The sequence below is a fragment of the Corynebacterium argentoratense genome (assembly GCF_021491455.1).
Lineage (GTDB): Bacteria > Actinomycetota > Actinomycetes > Mycobacteriales > Mycobacteriaceae > Corynebacterium > Corynebacterium argentoratense_A.
Window position 1 is genome coordinate 121,645 of the sequence record NZ_JAKETN010000002.1, and the last position, 12,155, is coordinate 133,799.

Annotated in this window: 13 protein-coding genes; all 13 read left to right on the plus strand. The window is 56.3% G+C overall.

Annotation, left to right across the window (positions count from 1 at the left end; translation table 11 throughout):
- Positions 1-720 precede the first annotated feature (720 nt).
- The 13 genes from L1C91_RS03015 to L1C91_RS03075 all read left to right on the plus strand — a co-directional run bounded on the left by L1C91_RS03015 (position 721) and on the right by L1C91_RS03075 (position 12,016).
- A complete protein-coding gene (locus tag L1C91_RS03015; protein ID WP_234653411.1) occupies positions 721-1,587 on the plus strand; it encodes an alpha/beta fold hydrolase in 867 nt (288 codons plus the stop codon).
- A 15-nt stretch (positions 1,588-1,602) separates the two neighbouring features.
- Positions 1,603-2,541, plus strand: a complete 939-nt coding sequence (locus L1C91_RS03020; protein ID WP_234857964.1) for a 3-carboxyethylcatechol 2,3-dioxygenase — start codon at positions 1,603-1,605, stop codon at positions 2,539-2,541.
- Positions 2,542-2,543: 2 nt separating this feature from the next.
- Positions 2,544-3,320, plus strand: coding sequence for a 2-keto-4-pentenoate hydratase (locus tag L1C91_RS03025; protein ID WP_234857965.1), 777 nt, complete (start codon positions 2,544-2,546; stop codon positions 3,318-3,320).
- A gap of 19 nt (positions 3,321-3,339) precedes the next feature.
- Positions 3,340-4,260: an acetaldehyde dehydrogenase (acetylating) gene (locus L1C91_RS03030; RefSeq protein WP_234857966.1), complete on the plus strand. Its 921-nt coding sequence runs from the start codon at positions 3,340-3,342 to the stop codon at positions 4,258-4,260.
- Between the two features lie 2 nt (positions 4,261-4,262).
- Positions 4,263-5,267 carry a 4-hydroxy-2-oxovalerate aldolase gene (gene dmpG, locus L1C91_RS03035; RefSeq protein WP_234857967.1) on the plus strand — a complete coding sequence of 335 codons (1,005 nt, stop codon included), beginning with the start codon at positions 4,263-4,265 and terminating at the stop codon, positions 5,265-5,267.
- A 132-nt stretch (positions 5,268-5,399) separates the two neighbouring features.
- Entirely contained in the window at positions 5,400-6,710 is a 1,311-nt protein-coding gene (locus L1C91_RS03040) for an aromatic ring-hydroxylating dioxygenase subunit alpha (RefSeq protein WP_234858183.1), read from the plus strand.
- 8 nt (positions 6,711-6,718) lie between these two features.
- Positions 6,719-7,063 carry a bifunctional 3-phenylpropionate/cinnamic acid dioxygenase ferredoxin subunit gene (locus L1C91_RS03045; protein WP_234857968.1) on the plus strand — a complete coding sequence of 115 codons (345 nt, stop codon included), beginning with the start codon at positions 6,719-6,721 and terminating at the stop codon, positions 7,061-7,063.
- Positions 7,064-7,077: 14 nt separating this feature from the next.
- Positions 7,078-8,283, plus strand: a complete 1,206-nt coding sequence (locus L1C91_RS03050) for an NAD(P)/FAD-dependent oxidoreductase (protein ID WP_234857969.1) — start codon at positions 7,078-7,080, stop codon at positions 8,281-8,283.
- Positions 8,284-8,295: 12 nt separating this feature from the next.
- Positions 8,296-8,856, plus strand: a complete 561-nt coding sequence (locus tag L1C91_RS03055) for an aromatic-ring-hydroxylating dioxygenase subunit beta (RefSeq protein ID WP_234857970.1) — start codon at positions 8,296-8,298, stop codon at positions 8,854-8,856.
- Between the two features lie 5 nt (positions 8,857-8,861).
- Positions 8,862-9,671 carry an SDR family NAD(P)-dependent oxidoreductase gene (locus L1C91_RS03060; protein ID WP_234857971.1) on the plus strand — a complete coding sequence of 270 codons (810 nt, stop codon included), beginning with the start codon at positions 8,862-8,864 and terminating at the stop codon, positions 9,669-9,671.
- Complete coding sequence (locus tag L1C91_RS03065; RefSeq protein WP_234857972.1) at positions 9,668-11,284, plus strand: acyl-CoA synthetase; 1,617 nt, start codon at positions 9,668-9,670, stop codon at positions 11,282-11,284. The genes L1C91_RS03060 and L1C91_RS03065 overlap by 4 nt, the downstream gene beginning before the upstream one ends.
- The gene (locus L1C91_RS03070; protein ID WP_234857973.1) at positions 11,277-11,600 is read left to right on the plus strand and encodes a hypothetical protein; all 324 of its coding nucleotides are present in this window, start codon (positions 11,277-11,279) and stop codon (positions 11,598-11,600) included. The genes L1C91_RS03065 and L1C91_RS03070 overlap by 8 nt, the downstream gene beginning before the upstream one ends.
- On the plus strand, positions 11,597-12,016 hold the full coding sequence (locus L1C91_RS03075; RefSeq protein ID WP_234857974.1) for a PaaI family thioesterase: 420 nt from the start codon (positions 11,597-11,599) through the stop codon (positions 12,014-12,016). The genes L1C91_RS03070 and L1C91_RS03075 overlap by 4 nt, the downstream gene beginning before the upstream one ends.
- The last annotated feature ends 139 nt before the right edge of the window (positions 12,017-12,155 follow it).

Here is a 12,155-nt window from a genome sequence, read left to right on the forward strand (position 1 = left end):
GTTTTGGGTGGGGAAGGTACAGAAAATCGGCAGATTGTGTGTTTTGGGTGGCGCGAGCTGGGGAAACTGGGGGCTGGGGCGCAAATCTGCCGGGTTTTTGTACTGAGGAGGGTGCGAGGGGGGCGCCTGCTGTGGTTGGTGTGTGGGGCGCGTGCTGTGGTTGAGGTCGATCAGCTGCAGCCCATTAGATGGCGGGCGCATTCCGCCCCGTCGGTGCTATTTGGTGGGGAGGGTACAGAAAATCGGCAGATTTGGGTTTTGGGGGAGAGTGACCTGCGGAAATAGGGGAGGGGGAGGTAAATCTGCCGGTTTTTTGTACGGTTGGGCATCTGAGGACGGGGTGTGGGCGGGATGCGTGCACTGGTTTGGGCAAATTTGCACCTTTAAAAAACGCGACCTGGGGAAATGGGAGCGCGAGGTGCAAATCTGCCAGAACCAGTGCATCTTTCATGCGCCCCCGGCGCATCTGCTGCCCCAGTACTGCACCTTGCTTGGCAAAACCCGGCCACGGCATCGCCACCACCCCGGCACTGCCGGTACCGCCAGCTCGCCCTTTCGCGGCTGTGTTGGCGGTGAGCCACTCCTAGTGGGGCATGCCTGGAGGGCCTGCGGTTTCTTTGCTGGTGTTCCATTGGATGGAACGTGTGCAGGACTCATGGGGGGCACTTTTCTAAGCTGTGGTGCAGCACACTGCCCCTCGTTTTTGTAAGGAGTCTATCTATGAACTACACCAGCACTTGGGACGACCTAGCAGAGGTAGCTTTTGACCAGGGCTACATCGAAGCAGGCGGATATCGCACGCGTTACCTCCATGCAGGCACCTCCGATAAGCCAACTCTGTTCATGCTTCACGGGATCACCGGACACGCCGAAGCGTACGCACGAAATCTCGCTGCTCATTCAGAGCACTTCAACGTGTACGCGATTGACTTCATCGGCCACGGTTACTCTTCGAAGCCGGAGCATCCACTGGAGATTAAGCACTACATCGAACAAGTGCTGGCAATCATGGATGAGCTGGGGGTCGAAAAAGCGTACTTCTCAGGCGAATCTCTTGGTGGCTGGACCACCGCCCGCTTGGCGCAACTGCACCCAGAGCGTGTCGAGCGCATTGTCCTCAACACCATGGGCGGCACTATGGCTAACCCACAGGTGATGGAGCGTCTTTACACATTGTCTATGCAGGCAGCAGAGGATCCAAGCTGGGAACGCGTTAAGGCCCGCCTTGAGTGGCTGATGGCAGACCCAAGCATGGTTACCCCAGATCTCATCCGCACCCGTCAGCGCATCTTCGAGCAGCCTGATTGGAAAATGGCTTGCGAAATGAACATGGCATTGCAGGATATGGAGATCCGCAAGCGAAACATGCTCTCCGATGATGATCTGCGACAGATCGAAGTGCCAGCTTTGGTTTTGTGGACGACTAAAGATCCGTCTGGCCCGGTAGACGAGGGGCGCCGCATTGCTGATCTGATCCCTAACGGTCAGCTTGCCGTGATGGAGGAGTGTGGCCACTGGCCACAGTACGAGGACACCGAAACCTTTAATAAAATCCAGCTGGACTTTCTGCTGGGTCGAAACGACTAGGAGCAGTGATTGACCATGGCAGAATTCGCATTGCTCGCAATGAGCCACAGTCCACTATTGGGTATTAACGATCCGGGCCAGGAGGCTACCGACAGTCTGAACGAAGCTTTCGAGATTGCCCGTCGCTTCGCTGATGATTTCAATCCAGATTTGATTGTTAATTTCGCGCCAGATCACTACAACGGGTTCTTCTATGATTTGATGCCGCCCTTCTGCATCGGTTACGAAGCCATTGGCGTTGGAGACTACAACTCTCAGGCGGGTCCCTTGAACGTGCCGACCCAGATCTCAGAAGAGATGGCGCAGTACGTTATCAACGCAGGTGTGGACATGGCGATTTCGCGGCGTATGGAGATCGATCATGGTGCTGTCCAGCCAATGGAAGTCATCTACGGCGACATAACGGCCAAGCCATGTGTTCCCATTTATGTTAATGGTGTGGCACGGCCGTTCCATCCGATGGAGCGTGTCCGGAAGATGGGGCAGGCGGTAGGTAGTTACCTCAAAGGGCGCGATGAGCGCGTTTTGTTCATTGCCTCTGGCGGTTTGAGTCATGATCCACCTGTGCCGCAGTGGGCAACTGCCACTGAGGATCAACGAAAGCTTCTTCTTAACGGTCGTAATCCTACCGAGGAAGCCCGTAACGCGCGGCAGGAGCGTGTCATCACTACTGCTCAGGCCTTTGCGCGCGGAGAAGCTGACATCTTGGATCTGAACCCCGAATGGGACCGTGGGTTCATGGATGCTTGTGCGGCGTCGGACCCCACTCGTTTTGATAGCTACACTGCTGATGAAATGGATGCTCAAGCTGGGCATTCTTCCCATGAAGTCCGCTCATGGGTAGCTGCGTTCTCTGCTATGCATGAGGCCACAGGTGGATACAAGGTGGAGTACGAGTACTACCGACCGATTCGCGAGTTCATCGCTGGTTTCGGTGTGATGGCGGTGAAGTAGCTATGACAGCAGAAGGATGCCGCGACGAAATTTTTACAGAGGTGGCAGCGGGTTTACTAGCAGCGTATAGCTCACGTACCCCTGTGGAACCGCCGCGCGATGTTATCGAAGATCTCGATGTTGCAGGAGCGTATAAGATTCAGCAACTCCAGGAAGCTACATTGCGTGCAGGCGGCCATAAAATCGTCGGGCGCAAAGTCGGTCTTACGTCGAAGGCTATGCAGAAGCAGCTCGGTGTTGATAGTCCAGACTTTGGATTCTTTACTGAGTCTATGGTGCTCAAGGGGCCCGTGGAAGCCGATAGGTTTATTGCGCCGAAGATTGAACCCGAACTCGGTTTTCGACTGGCCAAGGACCTACCTGCGCATGCAACGGTCGACCAAGTGGCTGAGGCGGTGGACGCGGTTTTCCTAGCCGTTGAAATCATTGATTCTCGCGTCCGCGACTGGGATATTCGCTTGGTTGACACTATTGCAGACAACGCATCGTGCGGTGCAGTTTTTCTCAGCGATGAGCCTATCGAGGTCAGGATGGACGAACTCAATAGAGTTTCTGCAGTGATGTGCGTCGACGGTCATGAGACCGGTAGGGGCTCTGGCATCGACGTAATGGGAAACCCCTTGGCGCCAATCGCTTGGCTGACTTCTGTGGGTGTTGAGCTCAACGCCGGAGACATTGTGCTATCGGGTAGCTTCTGCGGTGCAGCAGAAGTGAATGCGGGTTCGACAGTTCACATTGATTACGGCAACTACGGAACGCTCAACGTTGAATTCGTGTGAGGGGAAGAAAAGAGAAAAAATGACGAAAAAATATACTGCTGCCGTGGTCGGGCCGGGAAACATCGGTACTGACTTGTTGATGAAACTGCTGAAAAACTCCAGGCATGTGGAGCCGATATACATGATCGGCGTTGATCCTGAATCCGACGGGCTGGCCAGGGCTGAAAAGATGGGGATCCAAGCTTCCGCTGGTGGCGTGGACTGGTTGCTGGAGCAAGGGGAACGACCAGACTTAGTGTTCGAGGCAACTAGTGCCTATGCGCACCTGGCCAATGCTCCGCGATATCGCGAGGCAGGCATCCGTGCGATCGATCTCACTCCGGCTGCAGTAGGTCCGTACTTTTGCCCTTCCGTGAACTTGGATGCGCTGAAGACGGTGGACAACGTCAACATGATTACTTGTGGTGGGCAAGCCACTACCCCGATCGTTGCGGCGATCAGCCGGGTGGTTGATGTTCAGTATGCCGAGATCGTTGCATCCATCAGTTCTAGATCTGCGGGGCCTGGTACACGAGCCAACATTGATGAGTTTATGGAGACTACTTCTCGGGCCCTCGAGAAGGTTGGTGGTGCGAAAAAGGGCAAGGCGATTTTGATTCTGAACCCTGTTGAGCCGCCGATGCTGATGCGTAACACAGTCTATTGTGCTCTGCCGCCGGAAGCAGCAGAGCCTGGTGAATTACAAGACAGGATTAGGCAGTCCATTAGCGAGATGGTTGAACGCGTGCAGTCCTATGTTCCGGGGTATCGCCTGACTGCCGAGCCACAGTTTGATAGGGGGCGCGAAGACTGGAATGGATGGGGCCGCGTGACGGTCCTGATTGAAGTTAGAGGCGCGGCTGACTACCTGCCGGACTTTGCTGGCAACCTCGACATTATTACTGCGGCAGCGGTAGCAACCGCCGATAAGTATGTGGAATTGCTGGAAGGGCAGGAGTAATCATGGTTCGTATTAATGACACTACTTTGCGCGATGGTTCCCACGCGATCCGCCATCAATACACAGAGGAGCAGGTTCGTAAGGTGGTTCGCGCTCTTGACGATGCCGGAGTCGAGATGATTGAGGTGACTCATGGCGACGGTCTGGGCGGCTCTTCATTCAACTATGGCTTTTCGAAGCAGTCTGACCTCGAGCTGATTGCAGCAGCCGTGGACGAAGTTAAGCAAGCAAAGATTGCTTGCTTGCTTCTGCCCGGCTTGGGAACGGTTGCGGACCTGAAAGAAGCGCGTGATCGTGGCGCATCGATCGTTCGGGTGGCTACACATTGCACAGAAGCTGACGTTTCTATCAAGCACTTTGAGGCCGCTCGGGAGATGGGAATGGAAACTGGGGGTTTCCTGATGCTTTCGCACCGCATTGGTCCGGCGGAGTTGGCCAAACAGGCTCGAATCATGGTTGATGCTGGCTGTCAGTGTGTGTTCGTTGTTGACTCTGCTGGCGCGCTGATTATGGAGGAGGCTTCTGATCGAGTGAAGGCTTTGGTCGATGAGGTTGGGGGAGACGCCCAGGTTGGTTTCCATGGTCACCAAAATATGAGTTTCGGTGTGACCAACTCAGTCTTGGCGGTACGTGCTGGGGCTAGCCAAATTGATGGTTCGCTGGCAGGTCTCGGTGCGGGGGCAGGTAACTCGCCGACTGAGGTACTGGCTGTAGCTTTTGAGCGGCTCGGGATTGAGCATTCCGTCGATACTAAGAAGATTCTGTCTGCGGCGGAGGACGTTTTGAAGCCCATGGTACCGCGGTTGCCCGCGATGGACCGGGGATCGATCGTTCAAGGGCAGATGGGTGTGTACAACTCGTTTTTGTTGCATGCAGAACGGGCGGCCGAGAGGTATGGGGTTCCTGCGGACGAGCTGTTGCGTGAGGTCGGTAGACGCGGATATGTGGGGGGTCAAGAAGACATGATTATTGACGTCGCGGTTCACCTTGCCGAGCAGAATAGCTGACACGCCCAAACTTTAAAACGTTCCGCTAGATGGAACCCCACATGGAACATTAGCGTGAGATAGGGCACAGTTTAGTTCCGATAGGTATAAGCGACACAAAGGAGATTTAGGTTGTGTACTCCAGGTAACCCAATGCCTCGAGGCGGTTTGACGCGTCCGGAAGGAATCGACCCGGTAATCGATGTATCGGGCATGGTTGATCCCGACGGGGGCTTAGTCGATCGTCGAATTTTCTCCGATCCAACTGTTTACTCCCAAGAGATGCGGCGGATCTTCGCACGGAGTTGGCTCTTCATCGCGCATGAGGATCAGTTCAAGAAACCCGGCGACTTTTTCCAGACTTACATGGGGGAAGACCCAGTCATCGCATGCATGAACAAGAAGAAGGAAATCCGCGTCCTGCTGAACAACTGCCGTCACCGTGGCGCCCGCGTCTGCCGTGCCGACATGGGTCAGACCAAGAACTTTTCCTGCACCTACCACGGATGGACCTTTGACCTTGACGGCAAGTTGATTAACGTGCCTGCGCAGGAGTCCTACGCATCGGACTTTAACCCAGCAGACTGGGGGCTGGTCACGGCACCACGCGTTGAAAGCTACAAGGGCCTTATCTTTGCTAACTGGGATTCAGACGCAGAACCTCTCGAGGATGCACTTGGGGATATGAAGTGGTACATCGATGCATTTATGGACCGCGACCCTGAGGGCACTTGTGTTGTTGGTGGCGTCACTAAGTGGGTGCTCGACGGAAACTGGAAGCTTGCTGCGGAGCAGTTCGCTACTGACTGGTACCACGTGAACATGTCCCACGCTTCGGCACTGATGGTTCTGTCCCCAACAGGCAAGGGGCCAAAGAAGGAAATCGCGCAGCGCACGGGGCGTCAGTACAACGACGATCACGGTAACGGTGCGGGCTTCCCAGTTCACCCGCGCAATCGTTTCGATGCTCAGCCTGTCCACGAATACTATGACTACGAATTCCTGCGCGAGCGTCTTTCTCCTGAGCAGGTAATGGGTCCGCTAACCAATGGCCATGCCACCATCTTTCCGAACTTTTCTTACCTTCCGGTCAACGGCTCCATCCGTGTCTGGCACCCAAAGGGACCAAACAAGATGGAGGTCTGGTCCTGGACTGTCTTAGATAAAGGAATGCCGGAGGATGTCCGTCACGCACAGCGTTTGTACAACCTACGTACTTTCGGGCCATCCGGAATCTTCGAGCAAGACGACGGAGAGAACTGGTCTGAGTGCCAGGCCAACGCCCACGCCTTCATGGTTGGAAACACGGCGCTGAACTACCAGATGGGATTAGGCACCGAAAAGCACGAAGAAGGCTTCCCCGGCACCACCTCGGAGCTGTACTCCGATGCTGCTGGTCGCGCCGTCTACCGCCGTTGGCGCGAACTCATGTCCACCCCCGCTTGGCACGAAAACAAGGAGTAGAACCCACAATGTCTGAGCCAATCAAGGTCGCAACCATCAACGACATCGACGAAGAGGAAGCAATCGTCATCGACGACGATGTCACCGGATACGGCGCCCCAATCGCCATCTTCCACACCGAAGACGACGAGTTCTACGCCCTCGACGACACCTGCTCCCACGCAGTCGCCTCCCTGGCAGACGGCTGGATTGAAGGCAACGAAGTCGAGTGCCCAATGCACGCCGGCAAGTTCTGCCTGAAGACCGGCAAGGTTTTGTGCATGCCGGCAGTGGAGGACGTCAAGACCCACAAGCTGGAGATCCGCGGCGCGGATATCTACCTCTACCCGGGTACCCCAGCAGACGCAGAATAAGGAGGCCTGATTAGATGAGCACCACGATTATTGGCGGCGGCATCGGTGGATTCACCGTTGCATCGGAGCTGCGTGCGCGCGGCTACGAAGACGACATCACCATAGTCGACCCACACGGTCTGCCTTATGATCGTCCACCACTGTCTAAGGAGATTCTCTCCGGCGAAAAGAACGCCGAGCAGCTTCTCCTGGCATCCCGCTCCTGGTACGAAGAGCACAACGTCAACGTTAAGAAGGCACACGTTTCCCGCATCTGTGGAGTAACCCGCCAGCTGCACTTTGACGATGGCTCGGTTGAGGAATTCGACAACCTCGTGATTGCCACCGGCGGTCTGCCACGCAACCTTCCAACCCCAGGCTTCGACGATCCAGGACTCTTCGTCCTGCGCACTACCGAAGATGCCATGGCGCTGAAGAAGGTACTGGGCAAGGGTGTTCACCTCGCAATCGTTGGTGCTGGTCTCATTGGCGCAGAGGTCGCATCCTCCGCGCAGGCCCTCGGCGCAAAGGTCACACTCATCGATCCGGCACCAGTTGCGTTGGTTCCTGCCCTCGGTGAAGAGATCGCAACCCGTCTGCACGGCATGCATGCTGAGCACGGTGTCGAGCACATCTGCGGCCTGACCACCAAGCTAGAAAAGGCTGAGAACGGCTATCGCCTGCACATCGATGGTGAGCGCACTCTTGACGCTGACCAGGTTCTGCTGGCCGTAGGCATTGTCGCTGAAGAGGAACTGGCTCAGTCCGCTGAGCTGGAGTGCGATGGCGGCGTCCTCGTCGACCATGAACAGCGCACCAGCCTCGACAAGGTGTGGGCAGTCGGTGACTGCGCCCGCCTTCGCAATGAGGATGGTTCCCTTGAGCGGCGCCACGAGCACTGGGAATCCGCAGTGCACGAGGCACAGACCGCAGCAGCCTCCATTATGGGTGCTGATCTGCCAGAACACGGTGCTTCCTGGTTCTGGACCGACCGCTACGGCGCACATGTCGAAGGTATCGGTTCCATGAGCGCACCAGGCACCACCATCATCCGCCCGGATGCGGACGGCAAGCCTGCCATCGCCTTCCGGATGCGTAACGACGGCCGCATGGCTGGCTGTGCCAGCGTCAACGACGGCATGGCTGTGCGTGCGGCCCGTCGAATCATCGACCGTGGCCTGACTCCAGATCCAGAGGCACTGGCAGATCCTGCTGTGCCGTTGAAGAAGCTGGCCAAATAAGGAGCAATCACCATGACTGACTACTTGCGTAAAGACGATGTCACCGTTGGTGAGCTGGTAGACATCAACCACTACTACCAATTGCAGCAGTTCTACTTCGAGGAAGCTGATCTTCTCGACGAAGGCCGCTACGTGGACTGGTTGGAGCGTTTCGACGACGACCTCTACTACTGGGCGCCCACCCGCACGAACCGCACCCGCCGCCAGCAAGCGCTTGCTATCGCCGGACCTGACGAAGCAGCCTTCTATGACGAGACCAAGGACTCCTTGGCCTGGCGCATTCGCCGCTTCGACTCCGGTATGGCCTGGGCGGAGGATCCACCTTCGCGCACCCGCCACCTCATCACCAACTTGAGCGTGCGACACGCCAAGGACGGGGAGGGCAACGAGCTGCTGGAGGCACGCACCAACTTCCTAGTGTGGCGCACCCGCCTTGAGCGCGAACGTGATCTCTTCGCCGGTACCCGCACTGATCTGCTGCGGCCAAGCGGGGACGGCTACAAGATCTTCGACCGCCGCATCCTGCTCGACATCAATGTGCTGCCAAGCAAGAACATCTCAACCTTCTTCTGATAACTATGGAAACCGTACTGATCACAGGAGCAGCCTCCGGGCTGGGTGCAGCGCTGGCCTTCCGCTTCAATGAGCTCGGCCAGAATGTAGTGTTGCTCGATCGCGATCTGGACAGGGCTCAAGAAACAGCACGTGCATTGCCACACCCGGATAATGCACTTGCTGTGGCGGCCGATGTACGTGATAGCGCGCAGCTGCACGCGGCTGTCGATAAGGCCATTGACACCTTTGGTCGACTCGACACCGTCATCCCCAACGCGGGCATCTGGGACTACAACCGTTCCGTAACCCGACTCAATGGGGAAGAAATGGGTGAGCTCTTTGACGAACTCTTTGCAATTAACGTCAAAGGTTATTTGCTCACCGTCGAGGCAACCTGGCGCCACCTTATAGAAAGCGAAGGCAACATCATCATGACGTTGTCCAACGCAGCCTTCTACGCGGCAGGTGGAGGCCCGGTCTACACCGCCAGTAAATTCGCCGACCGCGGCCTAATGCTGGAATTCGCTCACGAACTTGCGCCCAAAGTTCGCGTCAACGGCGTAGCGGTAGGCGGTATGCGTACTGATCTACGCGGCCCAGAAGCCCTCGGCCTTGATTCCCGTAAGTTCTCCGACAGCATCGACCGCTGGGAGAACTCCAATCCTTATATCCCACTGCATGATATTTCCACGGAGCCACTCGCATTCAGCGGTCCGTACGTCATGCTTGCCAATCGACACGAAGCCGGCAATATCACCGGCGCCATTATTAACTGCGATGGCGGAATCGCCGCCCGCGGATTCCACCAAGCAGCAGGAGGTGATCACCTGTGATTGTCACGGGAGTCAAGCACAGCGCAGAAAACATGGACGTCAATCCCTGCGCACAGATCCACCGTCATGCGCAGTATCACCCAGATACTGTCGCCATCGTCTACGAAGACGAGCCAATTACCTACGCCAAACTCGAAGAGGGTATTAAGAAGTGGGCTGCGCATTTTGATGCTTCCGGTGTACGACAGGGGAGCCGCGTTGCCTACTTGGGTATGAACTCCACCTCCTTCATTTATGCCATGTTGGCAAGCTGGTGGGTGGGGGCCACCTTCATGCCATTCAACTTCCGCCTATCGGCACCCGAAGTATCCCAGCTACTTATGCAGGGAACTCCGCATACTGTGGTGGTAGAAGGCCCATTCGTCGAGATGGCTCGCCACATCTATGGCATCGAACAGCACCACGTTGTAGTCGTCGATGATGATCAGCACGCACCAGCCGAGGTCGACATTCCGCTCTACTGGTCCAAGACCTCCAAGAATGTCACCCCGAATAAGGACTTTAGCCACGTGGCAAAGCCGCGCCCGATGGTAATGTCTGACCTGGCATTGCTGTTGTTTACTTCCGGTACCACCGGCCTGCCAAAGGGAGCACAGCTTACCTTTGGGAACTTATGGTGGAATTCTATAAACGTGGACACCATGGTGGATACTCGCCCGGGTGACGTCACTCTGGCTGTGGCTCCACTGTTCCACGTTGGGGCTTTGAATTCTTTCGCAATTCGTAGTCTTTTTCGTGGCAATACGCTGCTGGTGCATCGGCATTTCGATCCTGGGCGAGTGCTGTCAGATTTGGAAAATTACCGTATTTCTTCGGCATTCCTGGTTCCTGCCATGCTGGAGGCCTTGTATGCACACCCCAACTTTGCCGACGCCAAAATGGGCACCCTACGTGCCACCATTTGCGCAGGAGCCCCAGTCCCACCCGTGCTCATCCGCCGTTACATGGACAAGGGCGTCAACGTACAACAGGCATGGGGCCTCACTGAAACCTCACCGTTTGCCACATACTTGCCGGCGCGCATGACGGAAGCCAAAACCGGCTCCTGCGGTATTCCAATGCCCCACACCGAAATCAAGCTCGTCGATCCTGAAACCGGTGAGGATGTCACGGAGCCAGGTGTCACCGGTGAGTTGTGGGTACGTGGACCAAACGTGGCTACTGGCTATTGGAACAACCCAGAGGCAACCGAAAAGGCCTACACCGCAGGTTGGTTCCACTCCGGTGACCTCGGCCACCGCGATGAGGACGGCTACTACTATATCGTCGATCGCCTCAAGGACCTCATCATCACCGGTGGCGAGAATGTCTACCCTGCTGAAGTAGAGCGAGTGCTCGCCGAGCTCGACGGGGTTCTGGGAAATGCGGTTGTTGGTCTGCCGGATGAGAAGTGGGGTGAGATCGTGGTCGCCGTGCTGCAGCCAGAAAACGGCGCTGCCGACAAGCTCGCTCTCGACGCTGTACGTGAACACTGTGAACGCCACCTGGCACGCTACAAGCTGCCAAAGAAGGTCATCATCGTGGACGAAATTGAACGCAACTCTGCCGGCAAGGTTAACAAGATCGCCATCCGCCAGATGGTCCGAGAAATGGCAGGGGGTGCCAATGCCTAGCACAGTATCGATCCTTGCCAGCCCGCTGCGCCACACCTACCCCTACGGTGTCAGCGATCGCGTGGCAGAGTACGGCCCAGTGGAGCAGATGCGTACTGACATTGCCTCCTGCTTCGCTGAACATCCCGACTGCCGCCGCGTGATTGTGGCTGCCGCAGAGGACAACCTGGAAGAAATCGCTGCCTGCGAGGAGGCCGGCCTGCGCTACGTTGTGGACGTGCAGACCCGTGATCACGAGGCGTACTCCCTAATGGTGGCGGAACCGGATTGGGTGGCAAGCCAGCCATGTGAAATCGATGAAATGGAGCTGTCATGAGCGATTTCCTGACGCAATGGGACGAGTTTTACTCCAAGGTTGATGACGTCGCGATTTCTTTACGCCTCTACCCGATATCAGGCGACGAGTACGAAGTCCAAGTTGGTATGCCGCTGTTTAAAGAAATCACCCAGCCTGCTGGGATGTTTTCAGCTCCAGCACTTTTCGGGCTTGCTGACGTCGCGGGCACATGGCTGGCCATGCAACAGGTACCGAAGGGAGTGTTCCCGCTTGCGGTTGGTTCCAGCGTCAACGTTGTCTCCAACATTCGCCAGGGCGATGCCGTGGCCAAGGCCCGCATTGTGCGTGCCGGCAAGATGGTCATTGTGACCGATACGGAGATTTTTTCCAAAGACACTGGTGCCATTTTGGCTAAGGTAGTCACCACCTACACGGTTCCACCTATCAAAAAATAGGCGAAAATAAACAGGTCACATGGCTGATCTTGTCTCCGCTAGTTGGACTGGCTAAACAGAGCCCAGCTAGCGGGGACATTTTTATGAGCACATTGTGTTCTTCAAGCGTTCGCGCTCTCTTGTGGATTAACAGGAATAC